Here is a 24,077-nt window from a genome sequence, read left to right on the forward strand (position 1 = left end):
AATGCAACTCCCATTTTTTTTACTAATCTTAATCAGTTAAATATGTTTTTCCATAGTATCAATAGATTATCACAGATTCAAGGCAAAATCCACCTAGCACTACAGACAACAAAGGCAATAAAATGAGAATTTAGACTCTTTTATTAATTTCCTCTACTATAAAAGATTTTGAAATATACATAGCTTTTATCATTTTATTTAAACGAGTATGATGAGATGTACCCTCAGCAAATTTTTGCTGCGCTTTTTCACATTTGCTAATAATTGAAGATATAGGCGGTAATGCTTCCATTATTTCATCTTTTGTGTATCTGTCAATTACATTTTCATTATTAATAAGTGCTTTAGATATATATAGTGCTTTTATTCTATTTTTAAGCAGAGTATACTGTGGAGTATGCTCTACAAATTTATGTTGTGCCTTCTCACAGCTATCGATAGTTGAAGCTACAATTTTCAGAGTTTCTTCTAATTCTTTGTGACCTAACCCTTTCAGGATATTCTATAGCAACTGTTTGAGAAATCATTCCACCCATTGATGCACCAACAAGATGTACACTATCGAATCCAAGGGCATCCATTAGTCCGACTATATCTGCCGCCATATATTTCTTATTATGCAACAATCCCTCTATTTGCATAGCAGCTTTTGTGATACAATATCAGAATATATCTCCATACCTGTGGTTTTAGCAATATGAATTACATCTGAGAATTGATTACCTTGGGGTAGTATAGAGGTTACCAAATTTTCCTCCTTAAGAATATGGTCAGGATTAAATATTACATCCTTATGTCCATCAAAAATTGCCACATAAAAAATCCCCGCCTCAACAACATCTAAAAAGAAATGACTACCATAGGATAACTCTGGCATAAATCCTGCTTTTTCCGATGAATACTCACAAATAACCGTCATATTACACAATTCAGCATAATGTACTGGTATACCTAACGACGGTGTTGTACTTCCCCATCTGCCCGGCCCTACAAGCAAGACATTTTTACCTTTTATTTCTTTGTTTATCAGTCCAATCTGTCTGGCTACAGCATATTTGTCCTGCTCGCTCAGTTCCAGATATGCATTAGCTTGAATAAATACAACATAATCAATGGATAGCCGAACACTTCCCCCCATAAAATTACCTTTAGTGAAGAAAAAGCAATCCTTTACATTAGTTAGTTCAGGTATTTTTACAGTACTGCCTAATCCCTTAGTTTGCAGCGGTCTACATTGCAATATATTTATTTTATAACTATTATCTTTTTTAAAATTTGCTGTAAATTCAATATCAACAGGATAATCATATGCTTTTGACAATAATGCCAACATTTCTCTCATTACGGTCATAATATCCGTTTCTATGAACATTTTTTTGAAATCCAGAATATCCGGAATCTTCCTATCAGTATATCCCAGTTCACGCATTCGAGCAGCTGTTACATAATCAGGGCTCATAAAGAGTTTCTTATCTGCCTTTAAATCGAGAGTCTGAATATCCTTCAAGTCCCTAATTACCAAATCATTATCCGAAAAAGACAAGGTATCTACTCGATGCTGAGAAAATTTATTCTGGTCTTCATAATTCATTGGTGGAATCCGCATGGGATTATCCAAGCATACAACCCTTACATAATCGCCATCAGTCCTATCAACAGCCCTTGTACCAAGGCCAAATACCAACCTAAGCATCCCCGCATTCATATCAATGCTTTCATCCCAAACATAAAGATTAGAAGAATTCCCCACTCCTGCAATATGCGGGAAAAAGTATTCTCCATACTGTTCCCCTGAAACACGTTGAACCAATATTGCCATTTGTTCATCCCGATCAAAAAGTCCTCTGTTCATTCTGTAGTTAAGTGCATCCTCATTCATTGTACTTGCATAAACAGTACGTATAGCCTGTTCAAAAGCCTTATACCTATCCTCTGGTGTCCCCTGATTAACACAGAAAATACTTTCATACTTCCCTGCAAAGGCATTTCCAAAATTATCTTCAAGCAATGAACTAGAACGTATAATAATTGGAGATTGACCGAAATATTCAAGCATCTGAATAAACTGTTCCTGAATGTCCTTTGGAAACTTTCCGTTCAAAAGCTTTTCCCTAAGTTCAGGCGCATACTTATAATATCCTTCCTCTGTCTTTTGCTTTGCACGAAGCCTCCACCAACCATTTTGTACAATATATGTGTAAAAAACATCAGACCCAATATAAAAAGAATCGTGAGGTTCTAATAATGGTGTAAAACGACCTTCTCCCTCAATCTCTATAATTTTTCTAGCCAATAGCATACCGACACTCTTTCCTCCAATGAAGCCAGTCCCCACTTCTCTAGATGCTATCATGAGAATGTCTTTTAAAGTCATATATTTGTCGCACAAATCAAACATTCTGGAATCATTGCCTATCAGCATATACATTAAGCGTTTCTTGGTTTCTTCCTGTCGCTTAAGTGAAAAATTCAGCACTTTCTGAGCTCTGTTAAAAATAACATTCCAATAATCTAACCGATTTTCACCACGGCGAATGTTTGTAAACAGTTCAGATGCGTCAGAACTGGCCGTTATACAGATTGCCTCCTGACCTTGAATCAAATGAGGAAAAAACATGGTAGGAGAATAACGCTGCCATACTTTGAGAGGATGGATATATGTTTTATTATTTACCTGATATAAGTCAAGGAGAAGCTGAGTGGTTTCTCGTATGTTTGCTATAGTTCCATAAGTATGGTAGTTTCGAATGATAGCAAAATACGCTACCGTATCTAGTTCATACAAATATGGACAGGTGGCCTTAAAAAAATTACCAATCATCAAATCTGAATGCCAGTATTTAAGCAAATCAGTCAAGCAATCAAAAACATACAAAACCTTTTTGCCCTCTTTTTTTATCAGTTTATATATTTCTGTTGCAAAGCTTTCAAACCCTTTATTGGCATCAATACGATAAACAATAACACCTTGGCTTTCCTCAAGGATTTGCTCATGGCTGCCAAAGCGGATATAAACAAGTCTCATATGGTCTTGCGCCGCCTTTGTAACAAAAAAATCAACCATTTTCTTATAATCCGAAACTGAATCTACCTGCCAAACTACATTATCTCCAAGCCGCAGGTTGTCAATCACCTGGTCAAAGCCTGTTATGCCTGTACTTACCTTGTCGTTTAGACTTATATTCATAGCACACCCCATTTCTATCTGATTCTGTATTTAATTGTTCAGCTATACCTATAATAAAATCCCCTATAATATCAGGGGCATATATATGAATGACATTTGCATCGTTTTAATTAATTCTCTATTATAATTAATATTACCAAAATATTATTATCAAACCTATATATTTTTTTATTAAAGTTCAGCTTCGAAGTATTTTGTCCATGGATTTACCTTTTGCCAATTCATCAATCAGTTTATCTAAATATCTAATTTCCTGCATTATCGGCTCTTTTATTTCCTCTACCCTGACACCGCAAACCACTCCCTTTATTAAAGCTCTTGATGGGTTTATAAGTGGTGCTTCTTTAATGAAGGTTTCTAAATCTGTTTCCTTTCTTAATTGTTCCTCCAACTCATCTTGAGTATATCCAGTCAGCCAACGAATAATTTCATCAACCTCTAATTTAGTGCGTCCTTTTTTCTCTGCCTTTGAAACATAAAGTGGATATACTTTTGCAAAACTCATTGTATAGATTTTGTGTTTTGTCATTGCACTTCCTCCAAATATTTTATATATATCATTTATTTCATTTTCTTTATTTTAAACCGCAATACCGTTTTTAATTTACTGGCTTCTGTCTTACGAGGATCTGAAAGGTATATTTCACGATGCTTGAGAGAAATCCTCTCATATCCGTTATCATTACAAAATTGCCTCATAATTTCAAAGCTTGCAGGCTCATTATCATAGCTTCCCAAATGGAGCATCTGACAGCATAGGCCCTCGGTTATAGTGTCATATTTTATTTTATCAAGATAAACATTCGGCTTCTTCTTTTTTGTTATGGTTATGAACTTCTCAAATAATTCATTTGTTAAAAAATCTGGCTGACGAATCATAATAGAATAAGCATAGTTGCTTTTATCAGTTATTGGTTTGTTTTTATCCACCAAGTCCCACACTCCCTCAAGAGGAAATACAGTATAATCATAATAGCCCTCTGGAATCTCCTTGCTTTTATAAGACATCTTGACAGTATAGCTAAAGCTATAAAGCGCAGCTGTAGCAAGTGCAAATTCTTCTCCATTTGGGTCACCTTCACCGTCAATAATAGAAAATTTAATTGAAGGCATATCTATAACAGAGGGCTTATTTTGTGGAATATAAAATTCTTTAAATACCTTTTTATAATCTAATTTGTCCATTGTATTTATCCTCCTTCATCTAGAAACACTACTGACACAGTCTACAATCCTTTTAATATCAATCCTTTGACAATATCCACATAAAATTCACAAACATCAAAACCATTGATATTTTCTCTCATCAAGTCAATCATATCGCCGTGTGATATTCCCTTTTTCTTTCTGTTGAGTAACACCCCAGATAATCACCATGTTTTGACGAATAAACCAAATCAAAGCCATGGTTTTCGCCTTCTTTACATTTGGTCAATTCATGGTCAATGCATAACCGATATTCAACTGGAATTCGGCACTAATTCAAAGCTGATAATTCCATCAAAATTGTTAATTTTTTACTAACATTTTATCATTGCATACAATTTAAAGCTACTGTTAACTCATTAGATGCTTATTTATAAGATATCGTGAATAGTCTTCTTTATTTTTCTTGAAGAGTTAATTCAGAAATTAATAAAAAAGAATAGGACAGCTATTGAATATTAAGTACCGTACTTTGCTGTTGATTATTCTATCTGTTTTTATTAAAATTAGCTATAGACTATTATTTTGATTTTATATAATGGTTTTTATATCTTTAGGGCATGTTATTTGAAATTTTTAAGAAGAGGTTTTTATGCAAAATGTAATATTTCTTGTTGATATGAATGCTTTCTATATAAGTTGTGAAATGACAAGAAATCCTTCTCTTGTTGGAAAACCATCTGCTGTTGCTGGCGATCCAAAAAACCGTTCAGGAATCATTCTAGCAGCAAACTACGAGGCTAGAGCTTTTGGAGTTAAAACCGCTATGGTTCTTCATGAAGCTTTAAAGCTTTGCCCTAAAATGAATATAGTACCACCTGACCATGCTTTTTATGAATTAAAATCAAATCAGGTTATGGATATTCTATCAAATTATTCTCCTACCATCGAACAAAATAGTATTGATGAAGCATGGCTAGATATGACTGGTACAGAATGCTTATTTGGTACTCCTCTAGAGTCTGCAAAAAGGATTATGAATGAAATCAAAGATAAGCTTGGGCTTTGGTGCTCAATTGGAATCTCTGAAAACAAATTCTTATCTAAAATGGCCTCAGAATTAAAAAAGCCTCTTGGTATCACTGAACTCTGGAAAAATGATATACAAATAAAGCTTTGGCCTCTCCCTGTAAAAGCAATGTATGGAATAGGCAAGAAAACTGCTGATAGACTTAATCAATTGGGAATACAAACTATTGGTGAACTTGCAAAATATGATAGAAATAGGCTGGTAAAAGCCCTTGGAAAATATGGAGATGAGATTTATTTACATGCAAATGGTCATGACACCTCTCCATTAGAGCCCCATATTTCTGGAGATATGAAATCAATTGGGAGGTCAACAACACTTCCTAATGATATTACTGACCTTGAAAGCGCTAAGCTTGTTCTATTAGAACTCACTGAAGATATTGGTATGACAGCAAGAAAGTACGGAAAAAATGCCCGCACTGTGCATATAACTATAAAATATTCTGACTTTAAGGTGGTTACCAGACAAACTACTATACCACCAACCTGTGTTACCAATGCTATTTACCAAGCCGCATGCAATTTACTTGAACAAAATTGGAACAGATTCCGTCCTATCAGACTAATTGGTGTAAGTATTTCGGGATTTGATGCCGATTGTGCTACAGGTCAATTATCACTTTTTGATCTTAATGAAGATTGTATAAATCACGATTCTATATTTGATGATAAGCTTGAGCGAATGGACAGAACTATCGATAAAATTAGAACAAAGCATGGAATCGATAAAATATGCCGTGCAGCACTTATACAGAAGAATACTCCAAATAATGATAAATAGCTGCGCTGCATTATCTTATAAAAGTTTTAACTTTGAACTAAAACATACTTAATGCTTAGTCATGACCACACGTAGAATGAAGTGAACTCCTTCGTTAGACAAAAGAGGCTTCGCTGTCAACATTGTACTGTAGCTAAGCCTCTTTTTTTATTATGCGCTTTTGATTATGCTTTTGGTTAACTCTATGTCATCTAAATACTTTAACTTATATACAGTGAATTATATATGTGTTATTTTTTCACTGTTTTATGTTTTCAATCTAAAATATAATTCAAATTTGTTCTAAATAATGCTTACTTTTGTGCCGGAAATTTATCAATTACACCTAATAGATATTGCTTCATCAGTGCAAAATCTATTGCATTAATGCTTCCATCACCATTCAAATCAGCTACGTACGTGTCATCACTTGCAGGGAAGTCTGTAACAGTGCCCAGCAGATACTGTTTAAGTAAAACGAAATCAAGGGCATCTATATTACCGTCTGCATTTAAATCCCCCATCTTTGAGGAACTGTTGCCGCCGCCTAATAGATCACTGTTTGCAAATGCGCTCATAAACACAAGAGTAGAAGCAGAACCAATTGCGTGCTCATTTGTTGTCCATTCATCGGCACTATCCAAATAACATTTAGCAGGGAAGTTTGAAAGGCCAACACCTTGATATCTGTTTGGACCTAATGGCATAAAGCCTTTCGCTATTCCACTTTTCCCATCATTATTAAATGTTGCAAATATAGTTTTAATGCAATCCTCGCCATATCCTGATACAAAACTCTTTCTCAATGGATTTGCTCCTAATATCCAATTTATAGAAGAGAGTGCCATATTGTTTATAGTATCATTATTAGTTCCAAGCTGTTTAGAACCAATTACTGCTTCCATACACATACCCATTATCTGGTTGTTACTGCCCCAGTAATAATTACTGTTTGTTAATGCATTACCCCATGCACTGTCTTGGTATCGTTGAATTTTGTTGTTTAACCATATATTAAACTCATCATTAAACCATTTTACAGCGTTATTATTGCGGTTCTCAGCTTTCATATATGAAAAGAATGCAAAATTCCAGTTTCCAACCCAATCTCCGTAAATATTCTCATAAGTATCCTTACCTTTTGTATAATTTGCGAGAAAGTAATTATTATATTTTGCCTCACCAGTAGCCCTATACAAGGATGCTGCAGCCAAAAGCCTGCTGCTTAAATCGTTATCAGTATTATATGGCCCGTTTGGAGACTTTATATTATTAGGGTTCTGCTCAAGATATGTCCATGCGCTCTTTGCAGCATTTAAACAAGTCAGAGCAAATGCTGAATCATATTTTTCATATACGATGGAAGCATGAGCTAAGGCAGCAGCTGCACACGCAGTATCTTCTGTGGGCCTAATATTTGTGGCAGAGCCCTCTTTATCCTTTATAATTCTTTGTGTTATATTGCCGTCATCGTCGGACTGAACTCTTGCGTAGAAACCACCGCTTGCAGCATCTTGCATTTTTAAAATCCATTCTAATTCCCATCTTGATTCATCTAATATATCAGGAATGCCGTTTCCGCTTTCAGGAATATTAAACTGATTATCAGTATATACCTCTGGGAACATCTCATAAGACCAAAATAGATTTATTAATGTACCAGAACCAGTGCTCACATATTTTCCTAAATCGCCAGCATCAAACCATCCCTTTGATACATCTCTTGTCTTTGAAGAATTTGAATCAAATATAGCAGCAACATCCTGCGGTGTCCTATCCTTTCTTGGATAATCAGGACAATACTGTTCTAAAAGGTCTGTTCCTGAACGCTGATAATAAAAATATCTTGCAGCATCTTTCAATAGTGATTTAAAGACATCATTTCCTATCTTAAACTTAACAGACTTATCTATACCCTCTGCATTAACAGTTATATAGTACTCACCTGGCTGTTTTAAATCTGTAAATACTGCCTTTAAAACTCTTTCTCCTGAATCTGGGTCATAGTCTTTAACAAGAGATAATTGTCCACTATATGCAACAGAGTTGTCAGAGACTCTTCTTACTTGAAATTGGGTTCCAACAGTAGCTGTAAACTCATCTTCAAAGCCTGAAACATAAGCATATTTCTCATAATCTTCTAGAAATCCTACTTGATTTAATTTAATGGCAGGATATGCTTTTTCTTTGTCAGGAGAAGTAATTTTCAACTGATTGATCCAAACACAGAAAGGATCAAGAGTTACTTTATCCAGAACAATGGCTTTTGCATTGTAAGGGTCCATACCAAGAGCTGGGTCTAAAATATCCTTTAAAGGAATTTTTACATGCTGCCACTCTTTTGTTACTGTGCAGTAATCTGTAATTGGTCTAGTTATTGTTTTCTCAACACCTGATGCTCGCTCACTCACATGATCTACCGCACCAATTACAAACTTTTCTCCTCCAACTTTACCTTTTACATTAAACTCTAAGTATCCATTAGGAACATATTGTGATACATCATGACAGTTCCATTCTGCTAATGTCAATATTACAGCCATCCAATAGGAAGTAAGTTCTGTTTGAAGATTAAGTCTCAAAGAAGGCAAATTTTCATATGTAACTTGTGTATCTACTGGCAAATTACCGTTTTCAGTTTCCAATTCACCTGCTCCGCTCCCTGACCAGCCACTCACCTTATCTTTAAATACATAAAAGTCCTGAAGATTTCTCCATCCAGCTGGAGCACTTGCATTAACCTCCTTTTGGGGTAAAATTAAAGATGTACAAAGTACTGCAATACATACAGCAAGCGCTAACAGCCTTTGCTTTCTAATATTTTTGGCCATAATTCTTCCTCCCTTTTTATAAATTTTTAAATTAATATGTAAAACCCCAGTCGTTTTCATTAAAGAAGGGATTTTGGGTGGTTCTTTTCTATCATTTCCCTTAAATGCAGGATGCTTGCATAATAGTTCTTATAGCATTTCCAAATATATAAGGGTCTTGATTTTGGGATTCTCCCCTCCGCTGCAACAGTATGCTGTAAAAAGAATCCACTGATAGGATTACCATCATATCTCCAACTCCAAAATCCCCCAAGCAATAAATATTGGGGACACTGCTTGCTCCATTTAAAACTCTTTAACTTAAAACTCTTTGATTAAAAAACTCTTTAATTTAAAACTCTTCAACTTAGCTTCGTAAAACTTATTGATATTGGCGTTTTCTGCCGGTTCACTGACATTACAAAGCAAAATCAGTCTATACTTTACATCAGCCTTTACTGGAAATAACACAAATCTTATTATATTTTCAAATTCAATTTTATTATGACTATTTGAGTATTATTATTTACTTAATTTCACTAAGTTTCACAAAATTATACTATGCTAGTAATAAAATAACACAAGCTCTTATTAAGGAATACCGTAAAAATCCAAGTACTTTATATGGTAAAAATCCGACATTATGAAATAACAGAATTGTTTAAAATATTACATTATTTTCCTTAAAGTAGAAATGATAAGAAATGATAAAAAGTAGAGATGTCTTATATAACAATCAGTGCTTTTAGCACTAATAATTCTAATTCATTAAAATGCATCACCAACTGAACCGCATACTAACCCTAGACAAACTTTAAATTTCACCTATTATTAGCATTTATTACACCCCACATATATGAAGTTTACTTGAAGTATAAAGTGTATCATATTGTGAGAGTCAATATTAAAAATAAATAATCTCCTATCTGCAATTAGTTCTCTATATATCTATTTCCAAAGCTCTATTCTATCTTTTAAAGCCTTTGTAAACTGTTCCTCAAATTCTCTTACACCAGCCTCTTCCATTTCTTTAATGAATTCTATCCACATATCATCAAACTCTTCCGGCTTAGCTATAATAATCTTTGGACAGTATTTCTTGCTAATTTCCGTCACCCTATTAGTTATAGCTATCCACTCATTACTCATGCTGCCTTCAATTTTCCAAGCAGCACCATATGGCTTAACTGGAAACTCACCCTTTTGAGGATATAAATCTTTCCAATATTTAACTCCATATGCAGAAAGTACATCTCTTTCAGTTTGAGTATAGTTCTTTGAAAGTTCCTCAATTGTATTTGCAGATAACGGATTCCCTGTAGAATCCCTATAAGCAGTACCATACCTAGGCCATGGATATACATATAAACCAATGCCTGTTTTCCTTCTAAACTCAGCATCCTCATTCATTTGCTTTAATACTTCTGGAAAAAATACACGCTTACCGCTATTGTCATATTTCCAATGAACGCCTTCTATACCCCAATTGGTCAATATCTGAGCTTCTTCTCCTGCCATCCAATTTAGGAACTGCATTGCTCTAATCTTGTCCTTACATTTCGAGGTAATTGCCATTCCTGAACCAAAGCCTATATATCCTTTGTCCTGATACTCAGGGTACTTAATTGTTTCATTCAATGTACATGGATATCTGCCATACATTCTATCTTCCAAACCAGCACTTCGTAAAGCTTTATGAACTTCTCCTTCGTAATTCCAAGAAGCATCAATGATTCCCAGTACTCTACCAGATGAAAGCTTTTCCTTATACTGCTCTACATCTTGTGTAAAGCTTTCCTTATCAATAAGATTTTGATTCCACATTCCATTTAGCCATTTGAAATATTCCTTATTGGATTCTGTTATAATATGACGCTTAGCTTCAATTGGATTTAGCGTAATTGCCCATTCGTCGTCGGTATATCCTGTGGCAAGGTTAGCTGGATTGCTAATTGATATAAAATAGCCCCAGTCACTTCCATTAAGAAGTAGGGGGATAGTGGGTCGTTCTTTGCCATCTTTCCCCTTAAATGTAGGGTGCTTTGCATAATAGTTCTTTATTGCATTCTCAAAATCCATAAGGGTCTTTATTTGGGGATAACCTGCTTCCTTTACAACTGCATGCTGCAAACAGAAGCCACTGACAGGGTCACCATCTTCATCACCCACTCCGGCATCACCCAAGCAATAAATATTAGGTTTTTCTTTGCTCCATTTAAGCCTCTTTAATTCATCTCCATATAGCTTTTTAATATTAGAACCATATTGATAAATAAGATCATCTAATTTCTCAACTCCATTGACATCCATCAAAAGATTCAAGTATGTATTTGCATATATTATATCGGGTAAATCACCACTTGCTACCATAAGAGAAATTCTCTGTTTTGCATCGCCTACGGCATTTTCAATTTTTAGAGAAACTCCAGTAAGTTCAGTAATTTTTTGTGCAACAGGAGTGTCCCAAGTGTCTGTGAAAGGACTTATTTCTCCAATATATACAGAAAAACTAATAGGAGTTACAGGCATATTTTTTGATATTGACGCAGCTGCATCTTCATTGGAAAAACTGTTTTCTATTGCATTCTCTGAACTACATCCTAAACTAGAAGCCATTGCCATTATTATTATCAATACAATGCTTACTACTCTTTTCACAAATGCCCCTCCTATTATCACTTACGCTGTGATTTGCGTTATTATGGCTTTTAACTTTTCTCGACTTTATTTTATCATTTATTGTATTAAATTTAAATTAAGTTGAATGTATATTTTATAGCCTAAAAATAAAGCAATTCAACTTATCACGTAAGTACCTAACAATAATCAATCTTATTAATGCTTTACCGACAAAAAAACCCGAAAGTACAGTTGTTAATTACAAGATGCACTTTCGAGTTTTTGAGATTATTAATACTTTAACGGCTTTTCACATTCACCATCTATTGTTCATAGTGTGCTAGGAACTGTTAAAACAAGAAATAATATATCAGCAATAAACTGCTTAAATACTACTCCCGCACTATAAATAATATTTAAACTAATTATTTGTTACCTTTTCAAAGTTATTTCCACCATTGCCGCTGGCTTGACACCCTATTAATGTAAGCTTTCCGGGATTGCTATTCCATGTGAAGCCATGCTTTTTGTTGTTAAAGGCTTTGCAATTTATTAGTGTGTGGTCTACGCTTATTTTTGAGCCTCCAAGCTTAAATCCATTTCCATCGCTATCAGTGGTAGATATACCTTCTTCAGTTCTTCCATTGTAGCTTGCTTCACAGTTTTCTAAGTATACTGAGCCAATTGGTCCTGTATCATCCTTTGTGTATAGGTCCCAACCGTCATCAATATTATACTTTGATACACAGCCTATAAATTTATTGCCGCTGCCACATGTAAGCTTAGCTGCAAATCCGTCTGCATCTTCGCCATCGTCAGGGTCATAGTTGTTGTGAGAGTAGCAGTTGATAATAGTGTTATTGCTTGGCCACTGGCTTATAGAATTATATGCTGAATTATATCTAGACAGCTGAAGACCTGTATCCTTATTTGCATAGAATTCACAGCTGTCAATGGTATTGTTGTGACCTGCCAGCAGCATACCATTGTCACCGGCCTTTTGAATTTTTATACCTTTAATATTCCAATAGTTCCCTGCTAGTACTACCCCTCTATTTGATGAATTAAATGCCATAGATGAGAAATCCAATACAGGCTTTTCATTGCCTAGAGCAGCGATATTTTTAGTACTTCCTGCACTGCCGTTATTTCCTTCTGCAATAATTACAGTTTTGGAAAAATAATAAGTACCACCCTTTAAATAAATAGTTTTTCCAGGCTTAATACTATCAATAGCCTGTTGTAAGGTGATTGGACCATTTGGTTCTATTGTAATGTTACCATCTTCTGGTGGATTATCATCACCTGGCGTTGTACTATTATCAACAGGAAAAACTGATATTAGTCCAAGCAAATATTTTTTAAAAATGGCATAATCAAGGGCAGTTACTGCTTTATCACCGTCTAGATCGTAAACCTCTATATCTATGTAGCTTATTTGTCCTAACAGATACTTCTTATAGTTTGCATAGTCTATTGCATCAACAAAACCATCACCGTTGGTATCTCCATATACTATTTTGCCTCCTGGGTTTTGTCCTGGGTTTTCTGGGTTTTGACCTGGATTATCTGGATTTTCACCGGGGTCTTCATCGCCAATATTACTTATTCCAAGATCAATAACACTGTTATTGGAGCCATCAAGTCTTCCTATACCCGCATATCTTGCTACTATTGACTTTACATCATTTACACTTGATAAAACATTTGAGTAGGAATATGATGGGGTAAAGCTGCAATTTGAAGTTGTGGGTTGATTGCCCTTACAATTATCAAACACATTGTTCCTTACATTCCATAAGCCGTTCACATCGCTGTTATATGCACCTATAGGGCCTGCAGCAAGTCCTGATTCTGAATTTATGCTTCCAGAACCAACTCTTTCAAAATAGTTCCCCTCAATAAGCAGCTGTGCTCCCATTCTGGAATTTACTGCACTATTCAAAACATCGCCAAAGTAATTATTAAAGATGTGTCCTGTACCAAATCTATAACTTGGGGTTCGTTCTTTAATGTTTTTAAATATGTTATGGTGATACGTCATTTTTCTGTCGTAGTTGTCACTGTCTGAACTTCCCACTAAACTGCATTTGAAAGAGTCATGAAAGTAGTTCCACGACACTGTAATATATGCACTATCCTTCTTGCAATCAAGCAAGCCATCGTACCAGTCAACGTCTCCTCCAGCAATATCACCTTTTGTGTCTACTACCCCGTCACCATTGCAATCACCAAGCATATTGTAAAGTTCGCAATGGTCAATCCATATATTTTTGCTGTTCTCAATTCCTATACAATCCATAGGAGCTAAGCAATTATGTATTTTCAGGTTCTGAACGATTATGTTATTGGATTTTACAATGTTAATTCCCACACCATCTAATTCACCGCTAGTTCCAACACCAGTAATGGTGATGTTTGAAACTTCCTTTACTGCAATTGCTTCTGTTCCAGAAATCTTCCCGTTTATTTTTATAATAAGCGGAGAAGTATCTTTATCCTTTTTTCTTTGGTTTAACAGATTATTTATGTCTGTTAGGTTTTTAGATGTTACTACCTTACCCCCTGTTCCTCCTGTAGTACCACCATTTAGTGTTGCAAAACCCACTAGTCCAAAAAGTTCACTGCCAGTTGCAGCTTTAACATCAGCACCACCGCTAAAGCCAACAACTGACTGTGCTAGCACTAAGCCAGCTAAAATGATAGCTTTAAATCTTTTGAACATTTTCATCCTCCTCCAAAAAAAATTTTTGTCTATTCAAATTTAATATCCTAAAAATGTTATAATACCTTCATAACTGCATTTTTAAGGATATCTTTGAATAATACAAATGTTTTTTAATCATCCTCCTTTTGGTATATTACAAGTTATGTATAAAACCACTGACATTTAATTTGTAAATAATTTTTTCTTATATAAACATAATTTAATATATCTAAATTTAACGAATATGTCATGAAATTACACTGCATATGTAATAAAATAACATAAGCATTTATTAAGTAATACTGTAAAAATTCAAGTATTTTATATAGTAAAATCCTACATAAATAAGTTACATACTTGTTTATTTTACTTTGTTTCATAAAAAAACATGACAGCAGGCAGCCATTCTCTAAGTTCTACCTTTAAAATCAGACGGGGATACTCCTACATAAAACTTGAACTTTTTGTAAAAGTAATTCATGTCCTTAAATCCTGTTTTTTGTGCAACTTGATATACCTTGTATCCCTCTCTCAGAAAATGTATTGCTTTTTCAACTCGAATGGTATCAAGATATGTATTGAAGTGTTTTCCAGTATTTTGTCTTATCTTTTTGCCTAAGTAATCACTATTATAATTAAATAAAGCAGCAATTGTCTCCAGCTTTAAATCCTGATTATAATTTCGTCCTATGTAGTCAATTATTTTTTTAAATGGATCATCGGGTCGCATTTTTTGAAGTTCCTCTGAAATTTCTATAAATTTATGCTTCATGTAAACATGTAACTCCTGCAAACTATCTTTTTGGCATATTTCCTTAAGAACTTCCTGGCAGACACTAAGTTTTTCCTTCATATCACAATTAACTAGAACCAGTTTATTTAAGGCAGCCGAATAAATATTGGAATAATTAACTTTAATAACATCTTCACAATACTTTTCGCATAAAAATTCCTGATATACAATGTCCATAGCATTTTCTATTTGACTTATATTACCAGCATCAATGGCTTTGTACAAACTGTCTGCTATGTGCTCCATACTATATCTCACTGGGATATTTCCACCTTCACCAGCAATATTTGATTCTTCTATACTATCACTTATAATGCCTTTTGAGCCAAGAATGAACTTCCTATTTATCAATTTACAGGCATGATGAAAAGAAGAAGAAATGTCTGATATATTTTCCGCTAAACTGCCTAATACTATTGTGATATCTGCTCCGCATAGTTCCTTGATATGTAAAGGCATCTGTTGAAGAATTTTTAAATTTGCCTTAAGCTTTATTTCATTAAAAAGAATACCAACATAAATTTCAATGTCAAAAACATACCCCAATTCATTTTCAGAAATAATACTTTCAATATTACTTTTAACATTCATTTTCGCAGTTATTTCATTCAAATTTTCACCTTCTATTTCTACAAGTGCAATTCGATAATTGCTCCACGGAAAATCAAAGCCAAAAAATGAATAATACTTTTCAAATGTATTAACATCTATCGTGTTAAATATAATACTTTGAAGTATTTTATCCTTTGAAAATGATATGCTTAAATCTATATTATCTTTGATTAGCTTGTTGTTAATTATCTTATCATGAGCCTTACAAACCTTTTCTATAAGCACATTTTGGTCTATTGGTTTAAGTATGTAGGAATCTACACCCAATTCGATAGCTGACTGCGCATATTTGAAATCTGAATATGCGGACAAGACAATAAACTCGCAGAATATATTTTCTTTCCGCAAGTTCTTAATCATTTCTAATCCATCCATTATTGGCATTTTAACATCCACAATAACAAGATCTGGGTTTAATTCGCGTATCTGCGTTAGTCCTCTCAAGCCATTACTAGCTTCGCCGCAAATATAAAACCCATGTCCATTCCAATTAATGATTTTTTTTAAGCCCTCTCTGATGTAATCTTCATCATCAATAATCATTGCCTTGAGCATTGCTTCACCCTCCCCACGGTAAAGTAATCTCCACTCTAGTACCTTTTCCAAAGGTACTTTCGATACTTATTCCATAATCCTCTCCATAATATAGCCTTATCCTCTGATGTACATTCTTTAGTCCAATATGCTGACCAGGATCATTTTCTGCCTCATTCAGGCTTTCAATAACATTCCTCATCTGCTCCTCATCCATTCCGCAGCCATTGTCCTCAACTATAATTCGCAATATTCCACTTTCCTTTTCGGCATTAAGCGAAATATCACCACCTTCTTCCACCCATTTCAATCCATGTACAACGGCATTTTCCACGATAGGCTGTATAATTAATGGAAGCAGCTTATAATTCTCAAGTTCGCAACTATAATTCAATTTATAGTTAAATCTATTCCTGTATCTGAACTTTTGAATGTCAAGGTAAGCCTTTACTAAATTAACTTCTTCATGGAAAAAGACTAGTTCATTCCCTATTTCCAGATTTCGTCTCATTATTTTTCCTAAAAGCATGATAACCTCTGCAACCTCTTCATCTCCATTACAATAGGCTCTCATTCTAATTGCTTCTAATGCATTAAAAAGAAAATGTGGATTAATTTGGCTTGCTAGCATTTTCAGCTTTATTTCTCTTTGCCTTATAGCCAATTGATCCTTTTGCATATTCACTACATACACTTCACTTATCAAGTCATTTATGCTTTTTACCATTACCCCTAAATCTCTTGAAAGCTGACCAATTTCATCATTCCCTTCAATGGATGGTAAAAAATCAAAGTTTCCCAAAGCTACAGTATGCATATCCTCACTTATACGCTTTACCCGTTTGCTTATGGTATTGGCAAAAAATATGAACAAAACTGCAGCCATTACAAAGCTTATCATCATTATTATGAAACCAAGCATAAAGGTTCTCATGACTTTATCAGTAATTGCACCTAAGGGTACTAACGATACTATCCGAAACTCCTTATTGTTTGCACTAGGAATAAATGTTTTAACAATGGCTTTTACTTTTTTATCTCCATAAATAATATCATGAATACCTGAAGAGATGTCTGAAAGGGTTTTAAGATTCTCAATATCCAACTCTTTATTTACAAATTCAACTTTTTTTGAAGCTAGTACAATTCCTTTGTCGTCCAGAATAATGGTGTCATAGGATTCATCCTCCACAATAGACGTCAAGCAGCTTTCTTTTATACTGATTACCAAAATTCCAAGGGGTTTTAAATGAATAACACCATTGAGTTGTGTTGTAAGTGATAGATAGCTAGAATTCCTATTTGGATTATAAAGCATCTGCCAATAACCCCCTCTATTAAGTGTTCTAGCTTCTTCGAACCAAGTTTCTCCGTAAATATCATCATCAACAACAATAAATTGCCCACTGTCTAACATCGTTTCATTATATGTATACAGCTTTATATCCTCTATCTCCCTAGAATAATAGCGTGTACAATTTATAATCCCTGTGTATCCTGAATAAGCCTCCAACACCTCATTTACGGTTTGATATCTTGTCATTACTGTACGTTCTAGGTTACTATCCATGTTAAACTGTCCAAATAGATCTTTGGCCAGCTTTAAAGTTTCATCAAGTCTTCCATATACCCTATCAACGCTGTTGCTAGCCTCATACATTGCCCTCTCAGTAGCCATATCCATCATGCTAAAGGTCAATACAAATCCGATAAGAAGTACAGGAAGCAATACAACTAAGATATAGGAAAACAAAAGTTTATTTCTGATATTTACATTATTCAACCATTTTAAAATATGAATTTTCTTCATTTTCTTAACCTTAAAATATCTACATTAATTGTGATATACGTAACCCTTCTGAAGAAAATATTTATCCACAAATAGCACAAACAGGAAATCTTTTAATACCAACAATATATCATATTCAAATATTAAGGTAAAGCAGCTTACATCCTATTTTATTGCTTTTTCAGTAATTTCGTTATTATTTGCCGAAAAAAGTCTCTAGAAGTTTAAAATGTTCAATTTCCAAATGAGGTGATTTCTGCGAAATTTCTGTGAAATGACGATTTAGCTATTTCATATAAAATACTACGCAATTGTAGCAAAATACTTTTGACTAAAAAGTTTATTGTTTAAATCCATTTACAAATTTATATTATTGACATAAGTACCAATTAAAAGTAAATTAAATAAACACTACAGGTGTGTGTAGTGTTTAAATCATTTTTTAAGTCATGTATTTTTAAAAATCTAAATTTTGTAAAAACCCAATTAGAATAAATTTGATATTTTCTTACTTATAGCTTTACATATCTCCAATATTTTTAAAAATCCATCAAGAATGTTTTCATAGTATTTTTTAAGGGAAACAATAAAAAAGTTGACTCTAGGCTACATAAAACTTAGTACAAATGAAAGATCTAGTAACAATACCACTCTCTTGCCTTCATTTAATTTAGCAATGGAATCTACACACTTATCAATTCCATTTCCATCGAGTATAGCTGAAACCTTTTCAAGGATATTATTTGGTAGCTTTAAAACTTCAGTGGCATAATCTATCATTATCCCAATTCGCCTGTGATTGAACTCCACAACTAAAAACTTTGAAGATTCACTGGATGATGATTCATCATTAAACATTGTTTTTAAGTTCAAAACAGGAATCACTTCTCCACGAAGATTTACCATTCCATCAATAAAAGCCGGAGCTCCTGGAAAATGAACAATATCACTTATTCTATTTATTTCTTTCACATATTTGATTCTTATTCCAAACTCATTATCTCCTAACTTAAATACAACAACATGTTCAAGGTTAGATTCTGTTTCATCATTTACTGTCAATGTACTGTTCATTATTTCTTTACTACTATCTATAGATAAGAAGCTGTTAACATCTTCAGCTGTAATAAGATTAAAAGTGTTCAATAGCATTACAAGTCTTGTTCCATTATTTAATTCCAAAAATCCTTTTATATATTCCATTTTGGACAAATTTGCAATTTGGTTACTCAAAGAATCTTTGCGTGTTCTTATAACCTGGGACACTTTATCAACAATAACTCCAAATTTATAATTTCCATTATCTACAATTACAATACGGCTATACTCATTTAATTGATTTGAATCTACGTTTAATAATGTGCCTAAATTTATTACAGCAAGAAGCTGATTTCTGATAGAAATAACACCTGCAACATAGTCTGGCGTATTTGGGACCTTCACAATTTCAGGTATTCTTATAATTTCATTTACATCGTTAACACTAAATGCGTATTCTTCTTCACCAATACTAGATATAATAAACTGCTCTTCTTCCTGTGATAATTTATTTGAAGCATTGTCAGATATATTCTGTATTTGATTTTGATTTATGTATTCTTGACAATTATTCTCAAGCTTACTTAATTTAGACGCGTCTAACACCATAATAATTCTTTTCCCATCATTCAATAATAGGATACTAGTTATTACTCCACCGTCAATTTCTTTAATACTTTCAGGCGGTTCCTTAATTACCGATTCATCAACACTAAGTACTTCTGAAACTTTGTCAGCAATTATCCCAACCTTTTTTCCATTAATTTCGATTATAACAATCCTTGTTCCCTCTTCGTAATCAGATGCAGCTATACCAAACAATTTTCTACTGTCTATTACTGGCAACAACTCTCCTCTTAAGCAGCATAAGCCTGTGATAAAGTCAGAAGCATTAGGTACTTTAGTCATTAATGGTAAACGAATGATTTCTTTTACATTAGATATTTCCAATGCAAATTCTTCATCTTCAATCCTGAAAATTACCATATCTGTCTTTTTTGTTTCTGCTACTAAATCCTCTTCTTCAGCTTTGTAAGACACCTTGTCAACATCTTTATTAGCTTTCGGAAGTATTTGGACTATTTCTTCTTTATTCTCATTTTTGATTTTATCAGTCTTTTTGTTTTTTACAACTTTCTCATCAGCAACAACTTTTTCATTCAAGTTCAATAATATATCCTGTTGACCTTGTATGGCTTCATTTTTGTTTAAAGACTTCTCTTGCGTAAGATTTTCAATATTTGTCACTGGGATTTCAACATCAATTTGCTTTTTAGCCATTTGCTTCTTGCTCGTCATTTCCTTTTTCATCTTTTCAAAATTAGTATTCCCTTTTCTACTGCCTCTTGTTGCCATCAATGTTCACCAGCCTTTCAACAATATGATCAAACTGCCTCGCAGCTTCCCTATCACTTTCATAAACCGTTCTGCCTAGCTTCCCGGTTTCGGTAATCTTTACTCTACGATATATTGGTTCTGTCAATACATCACTTCCAGAAAAGAATTCTTTAACGAATTCAAGGTTTTCTTTACTATCGCTAGTTCTCTCATCATACATGTTAGGTACCACCAGTGAAATCATAGTTGAATCCAGTCCTAAATCTGAAAGGTATTCGTAAATATTCCCAATCGCCCTTACCGATGCAGCCTCAACTTGAACTGGTACAATAATTTTATCTACGTAATATAACGCAGCATCATTTATCCTGCTTCTTTGTGGTCCGCAATCTATAATAACATAATCATAAGCGCTACTTTCTACTTCTTTAAGCTTATTAAATAAATATGAACTTATATTATGTTCTTTATAAAGTTCTAAATTTATTAGATCAATACGTCTGGAAGGTAATAAATCAAGGTTTTCTCTTGCATGAATAATACATTCGAATAGACTTACTCTTTCATTTTCAACTGCAATATTATAAAAGCTTTTTTTATAGTCTTCTGAAGTAAATCCAAGAAAAAGACTTGCGTCATTTTGTCCATCCATATCTATAAGCAATACCTTTTTCCCTTTTATCGCAAGACCGTGTGCAACATGCACCGCGATGGTACTTTTACCAATGCCACCCTTATTATTTAATACAGCAAACTTTTTTAATCTTCCATCCATACTGATTTATCTCCTTGCGTACCTTAGGTCATATTTCCAGTCCAAGATTGAGTTCAAAATGCCCAAAAGATGAGTTTATATCAGCAATTTGGGGTTTAACTTGACTGATACTCACCTATATTTTCCCATATAAAATAAGGATTATTTTTTTCTAGATATTTATGGCTGTCTTTTTGATACTCTAATGAATAACATGAAAATCATCGAAAAACATAATCTTTAAAGTTACACCATACCCTCAACATTAAATATATAATTTCATTCTAATTATGAACAAGCTGCATAATATCAAGAGGATTTATTATCAGAACAACCTTTCCATTACCTAACAAAGTTGAGCCTGATATTCCCGGAATTGATGATAGTTGTCCATCAAGTGTCTTCACAACAAATTCCTGTTCACTTTTAAGCTTGTCTACAAAAATGGCATATTTCTCCGCACCGTTTGATATAATAACTGCATTTAACTCATCTTGTGTATCATCAATTTCATCCATAAGAAAAATTTTACTTAACCATTCTGCACCAAGTACTTCACCTCTTAAGTGAGTAAAACATTTACCATTATACATATGAATATTGTCCTTTTTTATCTTTGCAGTTCCGTATATATACTCCAAAGGGAAAATATAGCTTTCGCCGGACACTTCAACAATTAATCCTCTAGAAACTGCTAACGTCAGTGGCAGTTGAATAGTCATTTTTGTTCCTTTATCTACTTCGCTCTCTATGGTTACATTTCCATTAATTTTCATAATATTGCTTTTGACAATATCCATACCAACTCCCCTACCGGATACTTCAGTAATTTGTCTAGCTGTACTAAAACCAGGAAGGAAAATAAGATTAACCAATTGAGTTCTATTCAACAACTCAGCTTCACTTCTTGAAATAAAACCCTTTTCAATAGCTTTTTCCTTTAATTTTTCAGCATCCATTCCTTTTCCATCATCTTCTATTTCTATATACACATTTTTATTTTTATTGTAAGCCCTTAATATAATTTTGCCTGTTTCGGCTTTTCCTTTTAATGATCGTTCTTCAGGATTTTCAATACCATGGTCTGCAGCATTTCGTATTAAATGAACTAATGGATCACTAATTTGCTCGATAATGGTTTTATCAATCTCAGTACTTTCTCCTTCCATAATCAAATCCATTTTCTTACCGGTACTCTGAGCTATATCTCTTACCACACGGGGCATTTTTTGAAATACAGTTCGCACCTCTACCATCCTTATGGACATAATAGCATTCTGAAGTTCATCCGAGATTCTGTTTACATAAGCTCCTACTTGCTTTACTTCTTTAGACATCTCAGGTAGATCATACTCCACATTTAGCTTTGTAGAAATATGCATAAATGAATTCTTTGCAATTAACAACTCAGAAATCATATTCATCATTTTGTCAATTTTTTCTTGGCTTACTCTGATACTCTGGGCCACGCTACTTATAGGCTGTTTTTTTCTGATACCTCAGGAGTAATTGGCAATACCTTTTGTGAAATGTAGCAGGAACCAGATTCAATACATACAATCGATGCACCAATTTTTCCGAGAATTTCGATCTCATTTAAGTCAATATTATCATTAGCATCAACAGCATTTATAAAAGCTTTAAAATAATCTGTAACACTATAACTTAAATCAATAAGGCTTTTATCAAAGCTGATAACCTTATCTCTCACTAGCACTAATAAACTTTCAAAGTTGTGAACAACTTCTGAGAATTTCCTTAGTCCTGAAAAAAGTGGATTTTTTGCAGATAGAGCTGAAAGATATATTCCTGTTCCACCTTTAATGCTGTGGACAGACCTAAATATATCATTTATTGCCTCTCTGTTATCTGAATTCTTGTCTAACTCTATTAGCAAATAATTCTCAATTCTCTCAATATGTTCTGTACTCTCAAGAAGAAATTGTTCTTTCATCCCTTCGGCCAGGCCGTTTTTAAACTCTTCTGTCTGAAGTATATCCAATTCAACCTCTTCCTTAGGTTCTCCTTCAGATACGCTTGTATTTAGTTCAAGTTTCTTGCATTTTTCATGAGCAATCTTAAGTCTTTCCAAAACTGAATTTTCATTCTGCTCATTTATAAAGTCTATAAAAATTTCATTTTCGTCAGTTGTTCCCTGTTCTTTAATTTTGCTAAGCAAATTGGCTATATAAGTATTCAAAAAATCCACTAATAAAAGCAAACTATCAATAAGCTCAGTATTTACTGTAATATCTCTCTTTCTTATAGCATCAAGTGTAACCTCTACCTCATAACTGAGACTTGTTATAATTGAAAGACCCACGAAGGAAGAACCGCCTTTTATAGAATGAGCCCTTCTATAAATATCATTGATTAACTCAGTATCCTCAGAACAAACTTCAAGCTTCAAAATTTCCTTCTCAAGTCCCTTTAGAGATTCCATCCATTCTTCAATAAACATTTTAACAACATCTATATCTTCTAAATAAATCCTACTGCTCATAATTTCACTCCTCTACCTCAAAGAAGTCTTTTTATTGTCTTAACAAGCTTTTCTGGGTCAGTTGGTTTTATCATATGGATTCCTGCACCTAACTGTTCTTTTAGGTAACTAACTTTGTATTCCTCTTCTGTTGAAACTATAATTATTGGAATATGTATTCCATGTACATGCATATTTCTTATTAATTCATAACCATCCATTTTAGGCATATTGATGTCAGTAACAATTAATCTATAGTCTCCGCTAAGTAGTTTTTCAAGTGCAATTGCTCCATTTTCAGCTGTCTCAACTTGATAGCCAAACATTTTTAGAATATAACTATGAAAATTTCTGACCATTTCAGAATCATCAACCACCAAGATTTCTTTTTTAATGTTTTGCTTCATATTGCCTCC

The 24,077-nt window shown here is 33.7% G+C and carries 17 protein-coding genes; 1 reads left to right on the forward strand and 16 read right to left on the reverse strand.

Going from position 1 to position 24,077, the window contains the following annotated elements; genetic code table 11:
• Positions 1 to 130 precede the first annotated feature (130 nt).
• The 6 genes from EHE19_RS19825 to EHE19_RS19995 all read right to left on the reverse strand — a co-directional run bounded on the left by EHE19_RS19825 (position 131) and on the right by EHE19_RS19995 (position 4,548).
• A complete protein-coding gene (locus EHE19_RS19825) occupies positions 131 to 496 on the reverse strand; it encodes a hypothetical protein (protein ID WP_137697033.1) in 366 nt (121 codons plus the stop codon).
• A complete protein-coding gene (locus EHE19_RS14695; RefSeq protein ID WP_244648251.1) occupies positions 432 to 623 on the reverse strand; it encodes an alpha/beta fold hydrolase in 192 nt (63 codons plus the stop codon). The genes EHE19_RS19825 and EHE19_RS14695 overlap by 65 nt, the downstream gene beginning before the upstream one ends.
• A gap of 8 nt (positions 624 to 631) precedes the next feature.
• Positions 632 to 3,187 carry a PEP/pyruvate-binding domain-containing protein gene (locus tag EHE19_RS14700; RefSeq protein ID WP_171003529.1) on the reverse strand — a complete coding sequence of 852 codons (2,556 nt, stop codon included), beginning with the start codon at positions 3,185 to 3,187 and terminating at the stop codon, positions 632 to 634.
• A gap of 178 nt (positions 3,188 to 3,365) precedes the next feature.
• The gene (locus EHE19_RS14705; protein ID WP_137696863.1) at positions 3,366 to 3,716 is read right to left on the reverse strand and encodes a DUF2200 domain-containing protein; all 351 of its coding nucleotides are present in this window, start codon (positions 3,714 to 3,716) and stop codon (positions 3,366 to 3,368) included.
• Between the two features lie 32 nt (positions 3,717 to 3,748).
• A complete protein-coding gene (locus EHE19_RS14710; RefSeq protein WP_137696864.1) occupies positions 3,749 to 4,372 on the reverse strand; it encodes a GyrI-like domain-containing protein in 624 nt (207 codons plus the stop codon).
• Between the two features lie 41 nt (positions 4,373 to 4,413).
• Complete coding sequence (locus tag EHE19_RS19995) at positions 4,414 to 4,548, reverse strand: hypothetical protein (protein WP_280513951.1); 135 nt, start codon at positions 4,546 to 4,548, stop codon at positions 4,414 to 4,416.
• Positions 4,549 to 4,985: 437 nt separating this feature from the next.
• Here EHE19_RS19995 and dinB point away from each other — a divergent pair, with 437 nt between their 5' ends.
• A complete protein-coding gene (gene dinB, locus EHE19_RS14715; RefSeq protein WP_137696865.1) occupies positions 4,986 to 6,206 on the forward strand; it encodes a DNA polymerase IV in 1,221 nt (406 codons plus the stop codon).
• 293 nt (positions 6,207 to 6,499) lie between these two features.
• Here the strand turns inward: dinB and EHE19_RS14720 are convergent, their stop codons facing one another.
• The 10 genes from EHE19_RS14720 to EHE19_RS14765 all read right to left on the reverse strand — a co-directional run bounded on the left by EHE19_RS14720 (position 6,500) and on the right by EHE19_RS14765 (position 24,068).
• Positions 6,500 to 9,016, reverse strand: a complete 2,517-nt coding sequence (locus EHE19_RS14720) for a glycoside hydrolase family 9 protein (RefSeq protein WP_244648252.1) — start codon at positions 9,014 to 9,016, stop codon at positions 6,500 to 6,502.
• Between the two features lie 927 nt (positions 9,017 to 9,943).
• Positions 9,944 to 11,653, reverse strand: coding sequence for an ABC transporter substrate-binding protein (locus EHE19_RS14725; RefSeq protein ID WP_137696866.1), 1,710 nt, complete (start codon positions 11,651 to 11,653; stop codon positions 9,944 to 9,946).
• Positions 11,654 to 12,035: 382 nt separating this feature from the next.
• A complete protein-coding gene (locus tag EHE19_RS14730) occupies positions 12,036 to 14,339 on the reverse strand; it encodes a pectate lyase family protein (RefSeq protein WP_137696867.1) in 2,304 nt (767 codons plus the stop codon).
• Positions 14,340 to 14,730: 391 nt separating this feature from the next.
• A complete protein-coding gene (locus tag EHE19_RS14735; RefSeq protein ID WP_137696868.1) occupies positions 14,731 to 16,281 on the reverse strand; it encodes a response regulator transcription factor in 1,551 nt (516 codons plus the stop codon).
• 4 nt (positions 16,282 to 16,285) lie between these two features.
• Positions 16,286 to 18,070, reverse strand: a complete 1,785-nt coding sequence (locus EHE19_RS14740; RefSeq protein WP_137696869.1) for a sensor histidine kinase — start codon at positions 18,068 to 18,070, stop codon at positions 16,286 to 16,288.
• Between the two features lie 585 nt (positions 18,071 to 18,655).
• Positions 18,656 to 20,443: a chemotaxis protein CheW gene (locus EHE19_RS14745; protein WP_137696870.1), complete on the reverse strand. Its 1,788-nt coding sequence runs from the start codon at positions 20,441 to 20,443 to the stop codon at positions 18,656 to 18,658.
• Positions 20,424 to 21,200 carry a ParA family protein gene (locus tag EHE19_RS14750; protein ID WP_137696871.1) on the reverse strand — a complete coding sequence of 259 codons (777 nt, stop codon included), beginning with the start codon at positions 21,198 to 21,200 and terminating at the stop codon, positions 20,424 to 20,426. The genes EHE19_RS14745 and EHE19_RS14750 overlap by 20 nt, the downstream gene beginning before the upstream one ends.
• 263 nt (positions 21,201 to 21,463) lie before the next feature.
• Positions 21,464 to 22,648 carry a chemotaxis protein CheA gene (locus tag EHE19_RS14755; RefSeq protein ID WP_190530341.1) on the reverse strand — a complete coding sequence of 395 codons (1,185 nt, stop codon included), beginning with the start codon at positions 22,646 to 22,648 and terminating at the stop codon, positions 21,464 to 21,466.
• 5 nt (positions 22,649 to 22,653) lie between these two features.
• On the reverse strand, positions 22,654 to 23,682 hold the full coding sequence (locus tag EHE19_RS14760) for an Hpt domain-containing protein (protein ID WP_137696873.1): 1,029 nt from the start codon (positions 23,680 to 23,682) through the stop codon (positions 22,654 to 22,656).
• Between the two features lie 17 nt (positions 23,683 to 23,699).
• Complete coding sequence (locus EHE19_RS14765; protein ID WP_244648253.1) at positions 23,700 to 24,068, reverse strand: response regulator; 369 nt, start codon at positions 24,066 to 24,068, stop codon at positions 23,700 to 23,702.
• Positions 24,069 to 24,077: the final 9 nt, after the last annotated feature.

Origin of the sequence: Ruminiclostridium herbifermentans (assembly GCF_005473905.2) — a bacterium.
GTDB classification, from domain to species: Bacteria; Bacillota; Clostridia; order Acetivibrionales; family DSM-1351; genus Ruminiclostridium; species Ruminiclostridium herbifermentans.